The sequence below is a fragment of the Candidatus Tisiphia endosymbiont of Stenodema calcarata genome (assembly GCF_964030695.1).
Classification (GTDB): Bacteria; Pseudomonadota; Alphaproteobacteria; order Rickettsiales; family Rickettsiaceae; genus Tisiphia.
On record NZ_OZ034911.1, the window covers coordinates 1,420,896 to 1,437,954 of the forward strand.

Sequence of the window (17,059 nt, forward strand, 5' to 3'; positions counted from 1 at the left end):
TTTTTATAACAATATGTTGTTTTTCCTCTAGCCAACTCTGATAGTTTGTACAGTAAGTAATTAGGTAATTATAAATGATCACCTATAAAAAGACAATTATAATCACTGGAGCTTTTAGCTGGGTAATTAGCTATTGACAAAATGATAAAATCTTGTATACAGATACTCTGTATAATGGGTGAAGTTTAATTGGCGACTAGGTAAATAGTGTCTATAAGTTCAAATCTTCTACAATTTTTTATGCTAGATAATGTTGCTAAGATTTTTTTAAGTTTTAGTCATGATATAGTCATTATCCCACTACTGATACTAGGCTATATTTGGTTAGAGCAAAAAGTGTTTTTTAATGCAATATGTTTAATATTAGTAAGTATGTTATTTAATTTTGCTCTAAAAATTACATTTCAAGTACCACTATCCGCTCATATTGGTAAACAAGGTTTTGCTTTTCCAAGTGGTCATATGCAGTCTTCAGTTGTTTTATATGGTTGGCTGATGACAAAAACACAAAGCCGTATATGTAAAATTCTGATAACTGGTTTGCTATTTGGAATAGGAATGAGTTTAGTCTATTGTGACTATCATAATTATTTTGATATTCTAGGAGCCATATTCTTTGGATCTTTATTAATAGCCTTTTATACATTTCTTGCAAGCACAAAAAAGCAAATATTGCCACCAGTTTTATTGACTTTTACTACATTTTTGATGTTGTACATTGCATCTATACATAAGGTAGAAGAACATCTATATATGGCATATTACGCTCTTATTGGAGTAATATTTTCTGAAAACATTTTTACAAAAAAAATAACAATTATAAATTTACGAAGCAAAATATACTCAAATGATTTGAAGAATTGGAACGTAAAACAAGGGGTGAGCGAACGGAGCGTAGATGAGCTACGTGAGTACGCGAATACCCCGCAGTTTTGCGAAGCCAATTCTTCAAAGCAGAAGAGTATATCAGCAACAATACTGTGTTTTTTCATGCTCTTTATAGTCAAAATGCTTTTTACAGTTGGTTATATCTCCTCTTTACCATTAGCTATCAGGCAAATGCAATGGGCTATAATCGGATTTTGTATCCCAGCATCAGTTTTTATTGCAAACTATATCAATCATTATAAGCATTCTTTTCATGATAGATACTAGTTGGATTGTAGAAATAAGAACAGATTTTCTAACAACCATATTTAAGTTATTTCCATTTTTTGCTAGTGATTACTTTTACATTACCATTACTGCTTTAGGATATTGGTTAAATCCATCGGCATTATTATTTAGATCATTAGGATTTTTAATACCTTTTTGTACTTTACTTAATTGCTTGTTAAAGAATTTATTTAAAATATCGCGTCCTGACATATCTTTACATTTAATATCTGTGTATGATCCTTTTGGCTTTCCTAGTGGTGATGTTCAAGTGGCAACCACTTTTTGGCTAGCAATCTTTTTAAGTCTTAAAAATAGTCCTTTTAAGTATTTATGCTTACTGCCAATAATTGGTATTGGTCTTTCAAGAGTATATCTTGGTGTTCATAGTATATATGATGTAATTGGTGGTTTGATATTTGGGTTTTGTGTTTTCCATATATGGAAAACATATTTAGAAAGAGCATTACTTGTAGAAGTATTTCAACATAGTTGCAAAAAATTTTGGTTTTTACTTGCTATAATAATCTCACTATACACCATAGTGTCTCAATCTTTACCATGGCCACCTATGATACCGATGGCAATAGGAGCTCTCATTGGCTTTGGGTTATCCTTACGATGGATAGAAAATCAGGCAGTTGGTCTACAGCACAAAATTAGTATTCCAACCGCTCTAATATCCCTAGCCATTTTAATTGGCATAGCAAAATTCATACCTACTCTAAAAATAAACATTTTCATTTTCTATTGTAGTATTATATTAAAATATAGTGTTCTTGTTTTTGGAATTTTTGTATTAATTCCTAGTACTATCTCTAAGATTACCCGATCTAATAAAATTGATATATTATAAAATGCAATAAATTATCCGTTATTTAGATACTAAGGCAGCATATGGCAAGACCCGATTTCACCAATTCAGATAATATCATAAAAGAAATTATTAGAGTAAATCATGCTGGAGAATATGGAGCTAAACGAATTTATCAAGGGCAATTAAATTATTGCAAAAACCACGAAGCTTCCTCTACAATAAAACATATGATGCAGCAAGAAGAAGTACATTTGAGCTACTTTACTAATTTGTTATTACAACGTAATGTTAGACCAACTATTTTTATACCATTTTGGCATATTATTGGCTATATACTTGGTAGTGGATCGATATTGATAGGAACAAAAACTGCCATGCTACTAACGCAAAGTGTAGAAGAAGTGATTGAACAACATTATCAGAAACAAATAGATTATCTCGAATTGTATAATTTAGAGAAAGAATTGGTAGATAGCATAAAACAATTTCAGGCTGAGGAAATTGAACATAAAGATATAGCCCTAGTACAAGGTAGCAGTAATATAGTATTTGCTTCCTTAATCAATAAAGTTATTAAATTAATGTGTAATATGGCTATTAATGTGAGTAAAAAAGCATAGTATCCTACATTTTCCTATAATCGTCATAGCAAGGCTCTTTAGATGCCGTAGCGATCTAGGTAAACAGCGAAGCTGTAGTACGCTTCGCGTATCCTAGATTGCCACGTCGCCGCTTTTTCGCGACTCCTCGCTAATAGACGTTTTATAAACGTATATATTCTAGCCAGTTTTGGATTGAAATTTTTAATTTTAATCCAAAACTGAGGTAAATAGGAATTAAATGAATGAATTACAACAACAAGCATCTGACCCCAAATATTCTGTTTGGGTTTCTGCATCAGCTGGTACAGGCAAAACCAAAATTTTAACAGATAGGGTGCTGCGGTTACTAATTAAGGGAGTCCCCTTTGAAAAAATCCTATGCTTAACTTTTACTAATGCAGCCGCCCTTGAAATGCAGAGTAGGATTAAAAATAAGCTTGCTAAATTTGCTGCAAACGAAACCGCTAAATTAACTGAAGAGTTAGGTTTATTACTTACTAGAGAGCCTTTAGAAAGTGAGGTAAAATATACCAAAACTTTATATCACAAACTACTAAATTCTGAAGATGGTATTCATATTTATACTATCCATGCTTTCTGTCAGAAAATACTTAAATTATTTCCTTTTGAAGTTGGTATTAATCCAAAATTTCAGATTCTTGACGAGATTACAGCACAAGGGATTCTTAGCAAAATAAGAAACCAAATCTATTTAGATCCGACTTATAATGAGCTGATTAGTTTTTTTCTGACAAATTTCCATGAAACAACTATCAATGATATTTTCTCTGAAATAATCCAGCAAAAAATTAAGTTTAAAAAATTATTTGCCAAACAAATGGATTCTGTAGAGTACGATACTCAAACTATTTCTGCACAATTACTAAATATTTATGATCAAGCTAAGCAATTATTGGCAAAATACTCAATAGTTATTGACCTAGATCAAGAAATTCAACAATTTTTTCTTACTAAAGAAAACCTTAAGCGTAAGAACATATTGCCTAAATCTGTGGCAATGAAGTACCCAAAGTTATTGAATGAACTTGAATATATTCAAGAGAGAATTTTTCAGCTAGATCAACAAGCTAAAATGCAAGATATGGAGAATTACTCAAATTCATTACGTAACTTGGCAAAGATTTTTCTTGATAAATATGATTCCTACAAAACCCAGCATAGTTTGCTTGATTATGATGATTTAATTTATCTTACGCAGTTATTATTAACGGATAATACTGCAAAAAATTGGGTAGCTTATAAACTTAATGGCGGGATTGACCACTTGCTTGTTGATGAAGCACAAGATACTAGCCCAGAACAATGGGACATTATCACTGCAATTATAGCAGACTTTACTTCTAGCACTAAGCAAAAAAGTACTATTTTTGTTGTAGGCGATGAGAAACAGTCGATTTTTAGCTTCCAAGGAGCAAATCTTAGCTCTTTTAGTTATGTTAATGAAAATTTGTATAAAAACCTATCTGATGCAAATAAGAATTTCAGAAATATTACCCTCCAGTGGTCTTATAGATCTACTAAAGAAATTATTGATATTGTCTATCTAATTTTTCAACAAATTAAACATACTACCCCTCAATTATTTACATCTGATAATCCTAAAATTTTGCCATTTCGTCAAACTCATAAAGGTAGAGTTGAACTTTGGCCATTAGTTAAGGATGAAAAAGAGAGTAAGTTGTTTTGGCCTTTACTGGAAGAGCATAATAAATCCAAATCTGCTCAGCAATTACTTGCACAACAAATTGCTAGTTTTATAAAAAGCCAAATAGCAAGTCGAAGAATCCTGCCTGCTACTAATTCCGAAGTCAAAGAATCAGATTTTATGATTTTGGTACGCAAGAGAGATGAGTTGATTTTTGAGATTATTAATTGTCTTAAGCAACATGGTTTACCAGTAGAAGATGTTGATCGGATCATTTTAAATAAAAGTTTGTCAGTATTAGACCTAATGAGCATAGCGAAATTTGTACTACTACCTCAAGATGATTTGAATTTGGCTAGTCTGTTAAAATCACCAATAATCGGCATGAGTGAACAGGCACTACAAACTATTGCAATTTCTCGAGGCAAAAATTCTCTTTGGGGTTACCTACAAACTGTCCAAGACTATGCAATTATATATAAGAAACTGTGCCATTTCTTGCAGCTATATAAGGTTGCCAATTGTGAGAATTTTTTTCCACTTATTGTCGATTGTTTGGATGTTAGAAAAGTTTTAGTTGAGGCTAATGGCTTTGATAGTAATGACGTAATAAATGAATTGATATATTTGAGTAGCAATTATGCTAATAATATAGATAACTCTTTGCAAAGCTTTGTTTATTGGTTTGAAAATAACAAAATTGAGATTAAAAGAAACTTAGAATCGTCAAGTAAGATAAAAATTATGACCGTGCATGCTTCTAAAGGTCTGCAAGCACCTATTGTTATTCTGTGCGATACTAGTTCAGTACCAACTAATAGTAATAAATTCATTTGGGACGAAAATCAAGTGTTCTCTACCACTCAATCAGCCAATAGCCCAGAATTCTTTAAAATTCTCAAAGGAAAGGAGCAACAAAAAGACTTACAAGAATATATTAGACTACTTTATGTTGCAATGACTAGAGCCGAAGACCATTTAGTGATATGTGGTTATCAGTCAAGTAGTAAGCTACCACAAAATTGTTGGTATGAGTTGGTTGCTAGAACAATGAATATGCACGGGAAGGTACAGGAAAATGGTATTATAGTTTATGAATCAGTTATTAGACCTCTTTCGAAACTCGCTTATGCTGAGGGATTTGAAGGAGACGCGGAACCTCAACCCGCAGCGTACTCAGATGTACGTGAGGATTCGAGTACCGCATCGACGTACAAATCACCAGCAGAAGTAGAGTTTCAAAAGAGGTCTATAGAAGAAAGTGAAAATGGGCAGAAATCTAAAGAAATAGACCAAAAAGGTGCTTTAGATATTCTATATCCTGCACCGAAGCAGGATGACATCAAGAGAAGCAGGAATGACATTGAAGGTAGTGGGAATGATATTGAAGATTGGGTACCAAATCTTTTTTTAATTAATAAAATCACCAAAAATACAAAGCAAAATTATTTAGTCAATTTTCCTCTTATAGTTAATGATCATTTGGAATATGGTAAGATATTTCATAAAATTCTAGAAGATGCCACAAAGATCAATGATTTTTCTAGTATGAATAAACATCTGTTTATTCACAAGTTACCAACAACTTTGCAAGAAAAGATTCATAGTAATATTGATAAATTACTGAATAATATAGAATTTATGGCACTTATTTCCCAAGAGCTAAAAACTGAAGTGACGATAGGAACAACTATAAATGATGAGGTTAAGATAGGACGAATTGATTTACTTGCTATTGATACGGGAAAAATAACCATTATTGATTATAAATCCGATGCTAGTCCACCTAAAACCTGTCAATTAGTTAAGGAATCTTATATTGATCAGTTGAATTTTTACCGACATATAATAGCAAAACTATATCCTAACAATGAAATTATTTGCAAAATTTTATGGCTAGAAAATGCCAATTTTATGACAATTGGTTAACCTTTAACCAATAATACACAGGCAATATGACAAAATTAGTGAGAGATTCAGTTCCGCAAATTATCTTAAAATCTGGTCGAATACCAGTCTTTCGTATTGCAGAATTGGCTGAGTATAAACAATTATTAAGACAGAAACTTTCTGAAGAGGTAGAAGAATTTTTAGAAAGTGAATCTATCGAAGAAATTGCTGATATCATAGAAGTACTTGAGGCAATATGTAATAGCAACTCTTATAAATTAAAGGATATACTAAACATTAAAAAGCACAAAAAAGATACCAATGGTGCTTTTGACAATAAAATAGTTTTAGAAAAAATAACCATAAAAACCTAAGCTACTCAATAACAATCAAGTGAGTCAATTATTAAAGGGCTGGTGACTAATTTCAAAGATTGTAGTGATAAGCTAAAAGAACCCTGATCTCTCATCAATTTTTTCTTTAATACCGTCTGGCTTTGTTGCATAAATAGAGAATAGAGTATAAAAGTATAAATAATCTGATAGAAAGGAGAGAAATTAAAAAGAAATCAGAATTGACAAGAGAGAAGAAAAAAGAACCATATATTGTTGTAAATGATAAGGGAATAATCCTAGCTGATAGCACTACAGAACATAACACAGGTGACATATCTCAGATTGAGCCATTGCTGATTGGTATCAGGGCTAAAGATTTCCTTGGGGATTCAGGGTATGACGGTGAAGCTGTATATCAATTGTTGAGAAAGAAAGGAATGAAGCCAGTTATCAGACCTCCCAACCATTCATTATCAGTTAAATTACACAAGCCTAAAACAGAGAGAGATAAAGCTGTAAAATATCAACGAAAGAGGGGATATCAACATGGAGAGTAAAGAATAGTTATGACCGAAGGGAGAGCGTAGAAAATACGCTTTTTCGTTTTAAAACTTCTTTTGGTAGCAAGTTTTTATCAAGATATCAACGATTTGAGTAGTATTTATGATATAATGACTAATTTAATTAACTAGTCTATTAGTTTAATTATTAATGTTAAGTTTTAAGCAAAAACAATTGAAAAAGATTAATTTATTTAATTAACTTATTTTAGTTTAATATTAAAATAATAATTCAACTAATAATGTGACTAGAAACTATTATTTTTCATGTAGGTTTTATTTTGGTTTTTTTAAGAAATCGCCCTAGTTTTTATGATAAATTGACAAATATATCAAGTTTAGATAGTCTTTAAATATTAATACAAATTATAGGAAGAAAGCTTATGAGTACTAGGACTTTAAGGATTACAACTAATAAAAAATTGGTGCCGCTAGTAGGAATTGAACCTACGACCTCATCATTACCAATGATGTGCTCTACCTCTGAGCTATAGCGGCCTAGTTTTAAGAGAAGTCTCAGACTATATGAGTATGATCTTTTTGACATATATTGCTTTATTGGTCAAGCAATAATTTTAAAATAATTACTTAGTCAGTTAGCATTTGAGTGTATAGTGTATAATTAGATTCTTTTTCGTCTAGTAGAAAGAACTCTATTACCATGCGTTTTCAATAATAATTGATATACTGTAAGGTTTAATAATTATTAGGTCAAATCTAACTTGATAATTTTGGTATTTTGGGTTAGAGCTTAAAAATACACTAGCAGATCTTTTTATTCTTGCTTGTTGATGAGTTGACAATATCCGATCATCAACGTCAGAACGCCTTGCTTTTACTTCTATAAAAACAAGTTGTTTTCCACGTAGGGCGATAATATCAATCTCACCAACATAATATCTTTTACGATGGTGAAGAATTTGATAAAATTTAATTTTATAAATAATAATAGCTACATACTCAGCTATTAAACCGAATGTAATCCTTTTCATAATAATGTTTGCAAGAACTTGAAGAATTTCGAGTACATTCACCGCATAATAGCATAGACATCAAGTAGCACTAATAACTTTCATATATAAAATATAAAAAAAATCGCAGTATACTTAATGCTTTAAAGAATTAGTTGTTGATTCTTATTATGAAAACCCCCATTACACAAAGTCGATAATAAACTACCACATGAATTAGCATTTTGTGGTAGCGAGGGAGGGATTTGAACCCCCGACACGCGGATTATGATTCCGCTGCTCTAACCAACTGAGCTACCCCGCCATGATGGAAAGAGCTTCAGAAAATCACATGCTAGACAACTCCAAACAGACTCTGTAAAATTTTAACGTTTAGAGAATTGAGTACTTTTTCTAGCTTTATGCTTACCATATTTTTTTCGTTCTACAACCCTTGAGTCTCTTGTTAAGAAACCGGATTTGCGTAAAATACTATGAAATTCTGGTGCAATTTTGTCAAGAGCCCTAGAAACACCGTGTAGTACAGCACCCAGTTGTCCTGATATTCCACCGCCTCTGACAGTACATATTATATCATATTGTCCAGCAGTATTGGTTACAACAAATGGTCGCAAAAGAGATTTGGTATGAGCTTCACGAGTGAAATATTGCTCCATATTTTTTTTGTTGACAATTACCTTACCACTACCACTTTTTAACCAAACTCTAGCAATTGCACTTTTTCTTCTACCTGTACCATAGACTTTATTATCACTACTTCCTACAGGCGTTTTAGGCTTAACTAACTTACTCTGAACTGTATCGCTTTTGGTTTTCTCACTTTGAACCTTTAATATTGTCATAATTCACTATTTTTTATTCTTTGTATTTTTGCTTGCAAAATCATAAAACTCAGGTTGCTGAGCTTTATGTGGGTGTTCATTCTCTGCATAGACATATAGATTACCCATCTGCTTTGATCCCAAAACATTTCGCGTAATCATTCTTTTTACAGCAAGCTTAACGACACGTTCAGGATATTTACCAGACAGAATTTTTCCAGCTGTTGTATCCTTTATTCCACCTGGAAAACCAGTATGGCGATAATAAAACTTACCATCTTTAAGGTCTGATTTTTTACCTGTCAAGCAAATATGCTTGGAATTAATTATTATTACATAATCTCCACAATCTAAATGAGGAGTGAAGGAAGGCTTATGTTTGCCACGTAAGATTTTAGATACTTCACTAGCAAGTCTACCTAATACAAGGTCTTTAGCATCTATGACCCACCACTTTTTCTGAATTTGTGATGGTTTTGCAGAATAAGTTTTCACGTTATATATCTTTATTAATTAGAATTAATGTTATCATTGTCCTCGCCTAAGCTATACTAAATAGCATTATAACCACTATTTTGTCAAGATAAATGTACATATATATTTAACATAGTTCTTGACTAATCGACAAACATAATTTTTTTATCAGTAGCAAAATACATACTACCACAGCAGGTTTTTCCATAATATTCAATATTTTTAGTAATTTTAGTAATCTGTGGAGTGGTGCTTAAATTACCATTAACATCTGATTGGAAACTATATAATTCACCTTTAGTGGAAATAATATTTAAATTCCACTCTTCTGCCTCAGCTACCTTACTAATTATAGGGGTTAGGAATGATGAGGCTTTAACTTTTTTAATATCTTTCCCATCATTTAAATCTGCTACAAACTTGACTTTACCAAAATCAGTACTTATAGCAGCTATTTGTCCAGCATTATTTGTTATAAATAAACTATTACCCGCTAACAACATAGATTGCACATCATAAGCTTTGGTTTGCCAAAGAATATTACCCGTCATAATATCTAGCTTGACTATCTTACCAGCACTATTAGCTATATATATGTGAGAGTTATTGACAATAGGTTTGCATAATATAGATGCTGCCTCAAAATTTGGCAAGCCTATTTCTTGATGACTAGACAAATCGTTAGTCCATAGAACTCGACCGCTACCTGCTTCTAGAGCAAGAATTTGCCCTGAATTATAATTTACTATTACATGATTATTTTGTACTATTGGGCTAACATGGTAACTTGATGACAAAGTTTCTATTACACCTTCATGTTGCCAAACAAAATTTAAATTATCAATATTAATCGCTAATATTTGATTAGTTACTGTTTGAACTACAATAGTATGATTATTAATTAATACCGGTTTTACTCTAGTAATATCAGGCAACTCTTTTCTGATTATTTCATGACCTGACCTACTATCTAATACGACCAAGAATCTTGAACCATAGGTAACATATAGTTTATCATTGTGGCATAATATCCCTCCACCAACATAATAATCACTCTTGTTAGTGCTGATATTATATGACCACATAATAGATTTATCTTTCATAGAAAAAGCAGAAATATTACCTTTAGTATCAATGGTATAGGCAACAGCTTTATTAAAAACTGGCTCTGATATTATTTTATATTTTGCAACAGTATATTCCTTATTTTGAAGCTGTTCAGGGCTAAATATATTTGTTCTTACAGTAGAATCTATTTGAATTGTTTCATTACTTTCTACAGATAATCTAGGAGTTAACTCTACAATATTTTTAATCTTTTTAGCTCCAAGACCGCAAGAAGTTAGAACAAAAGGTAGTAAGAAAATAATTAATCGTTGTTTTATCATAATTTAAGCCTTTGTTGTTACGCGAATTAGGGATAAGAATTAACTAATTCTTATCCCTAATTGAAGTTTATTGTAAGTTTGAAAGTAAAGCTTTAGCCTGCTCTTTAACTACTTGAGTTGTACTTTCTAGTGATATTACCTTTTTCAAGGTATTTTCTGCTAAATCTTTTGAGTTATTGTTAATATACCAAATTGCTTTGATAATATTGGCAGTACCAAAGAATGGTTTATTCTCATCATCAAAATAATTTAAATATTCCTCGATTTCATTAGTGTTTACATTAGATAAATTTGTTTCGTCTATCATTAAACTTAACCAAACTAGACGTGCATATGCACTTGTTAATTCGGTATAATTCTTGTTATCAATAATTTTCTTTAATAAAGTTCTAGCTTCTATAAAATCTCCTTGATGTATTTTTATGCTAACTTGTTCGATAGCAGCAAGCTCTCCTACTTTATTATTACTTATTTCAATTAAATTATCCAACGACTTTATGGTTAGGTCTTTGTTGTCATTGATAAGCGACATAGACTTAACTAAAATATCACCTGTCTTTTGATTATTCTTTATTTTCTTACCGCCAAGCCAATTGTTTATTAGCATAAATAATACAACTATTAGCGCGAGGATTATAGTTATAGGAAGAAGTTTTTTAAAGTAATAAAGTTTCTTTTCTTCATTTTTATCATTTAAAACTTCTTCTAAAATGTCAGTCATTATTATTTACCTTTTTGTTCATAAGAACCTAACGCTTACAAGCAAATTTGGTTCTTGCGTCCTTAGCTCTTTTTATTGATGTAGCTGGTCTACTCGGAAATTCTGTTTCAAGTTTATTAAGAATAGAGCATGCCTCTTGTATTTTTTTCAATTCTCCAAGAGATAATGCTAATTTTAACAATGAGTCAGAAGCTTTAGAACCTTTTGGTGATTGTTTGTAACCTTTTAGATAATTTATAGCCGCTTTATCAAACATATTACGCCTAAAAAAAGATTCTCCGTACCAAAAATACGCATTACCTACCAAAGGACTATTAGAGTAATTTTTTAAAAAATTTGCAAATTTTTCTTCTGCATCGGTTAATTTATTATCTTTTAAAGAGGCAAGTGCTAAGTCATAAAGTTGCTTATCTTTTGCTATCCCCGAAATGGGTTTTGCAGTATCATACGACACAACTTCTTTTTGTACTTTTTTAGTAGACGATATTTCAAATACATCGCTATCTATAGAATCATCTGATAAATTTTTTGTTGTACTGGTATCATCAGAATTTATTACCTCTTGTTTTGTAGAGCCTAAAATTTTCTCTAATTTGGCAATAGTATGTTCAATTATTTCGACTCTGCCAAGTAAGTGCTGATTCTCTTTTTCCAAAATATCTAATCTTTCTGTACAATCATTAGATGAATCAAATTTCAAACTCTTTCTAGTAATTTGATTTCCAGCAAATACTTGCGTAGAAATCAAAATAATCAATAAATGTATAGCAATTGCTTTCATGAATTAATATTTAATTTAATATGTTGTAAAACCATCTGAGTATACTAGAAAAATTATAATAATCCACTTAAACAGCTTTTGGCATCTGTTGCAATATAAAGTTTTTCACTTTCTCAAATGCTGTGTTCTCAATCTGCCTAATTCTTTCCTTAGAGATTTTATATTCAATACTAAGAGTATCAAGAGTTTTTGGAGAATCTTTTAATTTACGCTCAGTGAGAATATGTAATTCACGATCATTTAATATCTTCATCGCTTGTGTTAGCAAATTATGTTTGTTAACAGAATCCTCTTGGCTAATTAATCTTAGCTCTTGACTTGGACGGGTTTCCGGTAAAAATTCAATTAGCTCGCTATCACTGTTATCATTTCCACTATTTACCAAATTATTCAATGATAAGTCTGGACCAGATAACCTAGAATTCATTTCACTAACTTCATTCTTAGTCACTCCAAGTTCTTGAGCAATTTGAACAAAATCTTGATCTGTAACAGCTCTTGAATATAGGTTAGTGATTTTATGCTTAATTTTACCAAGGCTAAAAAATAACTTTTTTTGTGCTGCCGTAGTACCCATTTTAACCAAAGACCAAGATCTTAGGACATATTCATGGATTGAAGCTTTAATCCACCACAAAGCATAAGTAGACAAGCGAAAACCTAAATCAGGATTATATTTCTTTACTGCTTGCATAAGACCTAAATTCCCTTCTGACACAAGCTCATTTAGAGGTAGTCCATAATTTCTATATCTAACAGCAATTTTTGCTACCAATTTCAAGTGACTAGTTACTAGCTTATGAGCAGCTTCTAGATCATTCTGCTCAAGATAGGCTTTGGCAAGTAGAAACTCTTCCTCTTGTGAAAGTGACGGAACTTTATTGATCTTTTGCAAATACTGATAAAACCCTGATTCTGCAGAAATTACTGGCACACTGATTTTGTTAGTCATATAATACCTTTAAAATAGATTCCTTTACTTAGGGGATATACTAGAATGGGTACATAATATCATAAGTTTAAAATATTTTAAATAGACTTCTTGTAAAAAATTGAAATTTGACTTTTTACAAAAAGAGAGCAACATTGTGTTACAAAAATCTAATAGAAATTTTGCCTTAGCCCTAGTTAGTTTAGTACTTAGCATGGTTTTTTTAAGCTTTGCATCAATACCAATTTACAATTTATTTTGTAAAGTCACTGGATATGGTGGTACTACCACAAGACAAGAACTCAATATATATTCTCCTAAAAAAGGAACTAGAACCATAACTATAGAATTTGATTCCAATGTTGACAGTAAATTGCCTTGGCGATTTATTCCTAAGCAAAGGAGGTCTAAAGTTACCCTAGGACAAAATACACTAATTTTTTATGAGTCTGAAAATCTAAGTAACGATGATATAATAGGAACTTCCATTTATAATGTTACACCTAATAAAGCTGGTAAATACTTTGTTAAAATACATTGTTTTTGTTTTGAAGAACAGTTATTAAAAGCAGGAGAAAAAATGTTGATGCCAGTGACATTTTTTATAGACTCTGATTTTGAGGAAGATAAAGAAATGAATGATGTGGATACAATAACCTTATCTTATAGTTTTTATAAGGTAAGAACCATTGAAAAGATTCAATGAAATTCAAATAATAATTTAAAAAGTAGAAATTTAGTATATATTTATATAGCTAACCCGATAGCATCTAGCCGTAGTAAATTGACGTCTATTAGCGAAAAGCCGAATGTGACAAAGCAATCTAATAAATGTGGATTGCCACTACACTCACGTGGTCTCGCTAATAGACTGGAATATTTTTACCCAACGTCATTGCGAGAAGCCACTTTAATAGCTCCTCGCAATGATGGAGTAACATCAATCAGGTTATCTATGCTTTTAATAGACTTCTTTCGAAACTCTACTTCTGCTGGTGATTTGTACGTCGATGCGGTACTCGAATCCTCACGTACATTAGAGTACGCTGCGGTTCTGCGTTCCGCGTCTCCTTCAAATCCCTCAGCATAAGCGAGTTTCGAAAGAAGTCTAATAGATGATTTTAATAAAAAAAGTTAATTATTTTATGACCATAACAATTCATTCCCAAGAAAACTTTAAGAAAATGCATATTGCAGGCAAACTTGCTGCAGAAACCCTAGATTTTATTACTGATTACGTAAAACCAGGAGTGAGTACGATCTATTTAAATGATCTTTGCCATGAGTTTATTGTGTCTAATAATGCAATCCCTGCACCTTTGAACTATAATGGGTTTCCAAAATCAATTTGTACTTCTGTTAATCATGTAGTATGCCATGGTATTCCAAATGATAAACTCCTTAAAAATGGCGATATAATAAATATCGACGTTACTGTAATTGTCGATGGATGGTATGGTGATACTAGTAGAATGTATTATGTTGGTGATGTAGGAATTAAAGCAAAACGCTTAGTGCAGGTTACTTATGATGCTATGATGATAGGAATTGAACTAGTAAAACCAGGAGTACATTTAGGAGATATCGGAAATGCTATACAAACTTATGTTGAAAAACATAATTATTCAGTTGTTAGAAATTATACTGGTCACGGGATAGGGCGTATATTTCATACAGAACCAACTATTCTACATTATGGCAAAGCTGGCACTGGCTTGGTCTTGGAGGAAGGTATGTTTTTTACTATTGAACCAATGGTAAATGCTGGACATCACTCCACTCATCTAAGTAAATTAGACGGTTGGACAGTTACAACAAGTGATAAATCATTATCAGCACAATTTGAGCATAGTTTAGGCGTAACCAAAGATGGTTTTGACATTTTTACTTTATCACCAAAACATTTGATACATCCACCTTATAAAACAGACTTATTGTAAAACTAAATATGAAAGATAATATACCCCATTATATTGGGCATATACAACGCCTAAGACAACGTATTATTGTTTCTGCAGAAAATCTTGCAGATTATGAATTACTTGAAATGATATTATTTTTTGTAATACCTAGAAAAGATGTAAAACCATTAGCAAAGGAATTATTAACACAATTTGGTAGTCTCGCTAATTTAATAAATACAGATAAAGAAAAATTGCTTAATATTAAAGGAACTAATGATAATTTATATGTAAATTTTGTCATTATGCGTGAACTAACTAACAGAATGCTAAAACAAAAAGTAATAAATCAAAATGTAATTAGTTCTTGGAACGTTCTAATAGACTATCTAAAAGCAACGATGGGTAGCATGAAGACAGAACAATTTCGTATCTTATTTTTAAATAAAAAGAATGTCCTAATTGCTGATGAAGTTTTAAGCCAAGGTACTATAGATCAGGCAACAATATATCCAAGAGAAATAATTAAAAGAGCTTTATTTAATGAAGCTGGTGCAATTATATTGGTACATAATCATCCAAGTGGTGTTAGTAAGCCTTCAAATACTGATATTGAACTAACACACAAAATAGTAGAAACTTGTGCTAATATGAACATATCGGTTCATGACCACGTAATTATTACAGCCAATGAATATTTCAGTTTTAAATCTAATATGCTGTTATGAGTAACTTTATTAATTATAGTTTTTTGTTTTTATTATCTTTTATAGCAACAAGCTTTCTTACTTGGTTACTGATTTCTAGTCTTCCATCTTTTGGAGTGGTGGATATACCAGATCCACGTAGAGTACATAGTAGAATCACACCAAGAGGAGGTGGACTTGCGATAGTTATAGTGGTAATAATTGCTCTTATCGCCTATGAATATTTTTCAACAAAAACTCTGATAAACTCAATTAAAATTGTACCTTTACTGCTGATCATTTCTACAATTTCATTTTTAGATGATCTTATTTCTATTCCGATATTTGTAAGACTAATTTTTCACATAATTTGTTCTACAATAGCCATTTTTTTATTTTTATCTCCAGTAGTATTGTTTCATCACGAATTGCCTTTATATATTGATTTTGTACTATCTATAATAGGATTGATTGTCTTTTTAAATATTTATAATTTTCTTGATGGAATAGATGGTATTAGTGGTGCTGAATCTATTCATTTATCGATCACTATATTGATACTTTGTTATCTAAAATCTGATATAATAATAAATATAAATTTTATAATTGTGCTTAACATCATTATATTAGCATGTTCCATAGGTTTTTTGATATTTAACTGGCATCCTGCTAAAATCTTTCTAGGGGACGTAGGTAGTATAAGCTTAGGATTTTTATTAGGTTTATGTTTGCTACTTATTTCAGCATCTAGTGTTCATTTGTTTGTTGCTTCATCTATTGCTAGCTTATATTACCTAGCAGATGGAGGATTAACCATACTAATTAGACTAGTTAATAAGGAGAAAATTTGGCAACCTCATTTAAAGCATTTTTTTCAAAAAGCAGTCAGAAATGGAAAAAGTCATAAGGAAGTAGTGAGTAGAATTATAATATGCAATATATTACTTATGGTATTATCAATCATTTCTCTGTACTTTCCTTTATTATCAATTATCTTTGCTATATTAGTAGTAATGGTTACAATAATTAATTTTGCCCATGAAACCGCTTAGCCATGACATCAACATAATTATTAGACGAATCTTTGGTAAACAACACCCATTGCTTGCAGAAATTATGATTAATTGGAGCAAGATTGTTGGACCAAAATTTAGTAGCAAAACTAGCCCATTAAAAATATCTAGCCCTGAGGAGAAAGGACAGAGAATAAATATTTTACATGTACAAGTGGAAAATTCGAGCATCGCCTTAGAAATATCATTTCACCAACAGATAATTATTGAGCGTATTTCCGTTTATCTAGGTTTTAAGGCCATACATAGTTTAAGAACTACAATATATGCTACAAGAAATAATTAGA

19 protein-coding genes, 2 tRNA genes and 1 pseudogene are annotated in these 17,059 nt (G+C 31.2%); 13 read left to right on the top strand and 9 right to left on the bottom strand.

Annotated elements, in window-relative coordinates:
• The first annotated feature begins 240 nt into the window (after window positions 1–240).
• The 7 genes and pseudogenes from ACQH1W_RS06745 to ACQH1W_RS06775 all read left to right on the top strand — a co-directional run bounded on the left by ACQH1W_RS06745 (window position 241) and on the right by ACQH1W_RS06775 (window position 7,022).
• Complete coding sequence (locus ACQH1W_RS06745; RefSeq protein ID WP_375332690.1) at window positions 241–1,155, top strand: phosphatase PAP2 family protein; 915 nt, start codon at window positions 241–243, stop codon at window positions 1,153–1,155.
• Entirely contained in the window at window positions 1,142–2,011 is an 870-nt protein-coding gene (locus tag ACQH1W_RS06750) for a phosphatase PAP2 family protein (protein ID WP_341761140.1), read from the top strand. Before ACQH1W_RS06745 ends, ACQH1W_RS06750 begins: the two co-directional genes overlap by 14 nt.
• Before the next feature lie 41 nt (window positions 2,012–2,052).
• Window positions 2,053–2,592 carry a demethoxyubiquinone hydroxylase family protein gene (locus tag ACQH1W_RS06755; protein WP_341762748.1) on the top strand — a complete coding sequence of 180 codons (540 nt, stop codon included), beginning with the start codon at window positions 2,053–2,055 and terminating at the stop codon, window positions 2,590–2,592.
• A 220-nt stretch (window positions 2,593–2,812) separates the two neighbouring features.
• Window positions 2,813–5,290, top strand: a pseudogene (locus ACQH1W_RS06760) (UvrD-helicase domain-containing protein); the annotation flags it as partial.
• A gap of 6 nt (window positions 5,291–5,296) precedes the next feature.
• Entirely contained in the window at window positions 5,297–6,169 is an 873-nt protein-coding gene (locus ACQH1W_RS06765) for a palindromic element RPE1 domain-containing protein (RefSeq protein WP_425361211.1), read from the top strand.
• 26 nt (window positions 6,170–6,195) lie between these two features.
• Window positions 6,196–6,504, top strand: a complete 309-nt coding sequence (locus ACQH1W_RS06770) for a nucleoside triphosphate pyrophosphohydrolase (protein ID WP_341761783.1) — start codon at window positions 6,196–6,198, stop codon at window positions 6,502–6,504.
• Between the two features lie 200 nt (window positions 6,505–6,704).
• A complete protein-coding gene (locus tag ACQH1W_RS06775) occupies window positions 6,705–7,022 on the top strand; it encodes a transposase (protein ID WP_341762749.1) in 318 nt (105 codons plus the stop codon).
• Between the two features lie 426 nt (window positions 7,023–7,448).
• Here ACQH1W_RS06775 and ACQH1W_RS06780 read toward each other — a convergent pair.
• The 9 genes from ACQH1W_RS06780 to rpoH form a co-directional block, all read right to left on the bottom strand.
• Window positions 7,449–7,523: transfer RNA gene (locus ACQH1W_RS06780), tRNA-Thr, on the bottom strand.
• Window positions 7,524–7,681: 158 nt separating this feature from the next.
• Window positions 7,682–8,017: a YraN family protein gene (locus ACQH1W_RS06785; RefSeq protein WP_375332689.1), complete on the bottom strand. Its 336-nt coding sequence runs from the start codon at window positions 8,015–8,017 to the stop codon at window positions 7,682–7,684.
• A gap of 206 nt (window positions 8,018–8,223) precedes the next feature.
• Window positions 8,224–8,300 (bottom strand) — tRNA-Met (locus tag ACQH1W_RS06790).
• Between the two features lie 61 nt (window positions 8,301–8,361).
• The gene (gene rpsI, locus ACQH1W_RS06795) at window positions 8,362–8,838 is read right to left on the bottom strand and encodes a 30S ribosomal protein S9 (RefSeq protein ID WP_341748113.1); all 477 of its coding nucleotides are present in this window, start codon (window positions 8,836–8,838) and stop codon (window positions 8,362–8,364) included.
• Window positions 8,839–8,844: 6 nt separating this feature from the next.
• On the bottom strand, window positions 8,845–9,312 hold the full coding sequence (gene rplM / locus ACQH1W_RS06800) for a 50S ribosomal protein L13 (RefSeq protein WP_375332688.1): 468 nt from the start codon (window positions 9,310–9,312) through the stop codon (window positions 8,845–8,847).
• Window positions 9,313–9,434: 122 nt separating this feature from the next.
• A complete protein-coding gene (locus ACQH1W_RS06805; RefSeq protein WP_375333242.1) occupies window positions 9,435–10,676 on the bottom strand; it encodes a PQQ-binding-like beta-propeller repeat protein in 1,242 nt (413 codons plus the stop codon).
• Between the two features lie 70 nt (window positions 10,677–10,746).
• Window positions 10,747–11,400: a DUF2659 family protein gene (locus ACQH1W_RS06810; protein WP_375332687.1), complete on the bottom strand. Its 654-nt coding sequence runs from the start codon at window positions 11,398–11,400 to the stop codon at window positions 10,747–10,749.
• Between the two features lie 28 nt (window positions 11,401–11,428).
• Window positions 11,429–12,181 carry a tol-pal system protein YbgF gene (gene ybgF / locus ACQH1W_RS06815; RefSeq protein WP_341762753.1) on the bottom strand — a complete coding sequence of 251 codons (753 nt, stop codon included), beginning with the start codon at window positions 12,179–12,181 and terminating at the stop codon, window positions 11,429–11,431.
• Window positions 12,182–12,248: 67 nt separating this feature from the next.
• Complete coding sequence (gene rpoH / locus ACQH1W_RS06820; protein ID WP_375332686.1) at window positions 12,249–13,133, bottom strand: RNA polymerase sigma factor RpoH; 885 nt, start codon at window positions 13,131–13,133, stop codon at window positions 12,249–12,251.
• A gap of 136 nt (window positions 13,134–13,269) precedes the next feature.
• On the opposite strand from rpoH, the gene ACQH1W_RS06825 reads away from it, so the two are divergent.
• From ACQH1W_RS06825 to ACQH1W_RS06850, 6 genes are all read left to right on the top strand, one after another.
• Entirely contained in the window at window positions 13,270–13,818 is a 549-nt protein-coding gene (locus ACQH1W_RS06825) for a cytochrome c oxidase assembly protein (RefSeq protein ID WP_375332685.1), read from the top strand.
• 105 nt (window positions 13,819–13,923) lie between these two features.
• Complete coding sequence (locus ACQH1W_RS06830) at window positions 13,924–14,202, top strand: hypothetical protein (RefSeq protein ID WP_425361024.1); 279 nt, start codon at window positions 13,924–13,926, stop codon at window positions 14,200–14,202.
• Window positions 14,203–14,257: 55 nt separating this feature from the next.
• Window positions 14,258–15,052 carry a type I methionyl aminopeptidase gene (map, locus tag ACQH1W_RS06835; RefSeq protein ID WP_341762755.1) on the top strand — a complete coding sequence of 265 codons (795 nt, stop codon included), beginning with the start codon at window positions 14,258–14,260 and terminating at the stop codon, window positions 15,050–15,052.
• A gap of 8 nt (window positions 15,053–15,060) precedes the next feature.
• Complete coding sequence (gene radC / locus ACQH1W_RS06840) at window positions 15,061–15,741, top strand: RadC family protein (protein ID WP_425361025.1); 681 nt, start codon at window positions 15,061–15,063, stop codon at window positions 15,739–15,741.
• Entirely contained in the window at window positions 15,738–16,751 is a 1,014-nt protein-coding gene (locus tag ACQH1W_RS06845) for a UDP-phosphate alpha-N-acetylglucosaminyltransferase (RefSeq protein ID WP_375332683.1), read from the top strand. Before radC ends, ACQH1W_RS06845 begins: the two co-directional genes overlap by 4 nt.
• The gene (locus tag ACQH1W_RS06850; protein ID WP_375332682.1) at window positions 16,738–17,058 is read left to right on the top strand and encodes a DciA family protein; all 321 of its coding nucleotides are present in this window, start codon (window positions 16,738–16,740) and stop codon (window positions 17,056–17,058) included. Before ACQH1W_RS06845 ends, ACQH1W_RS06850 begins: the two co-directional genes overlap by 14 nt.
• The last annotated feature ends 1 nt before the right edge of the window (window position 17,059 follow it).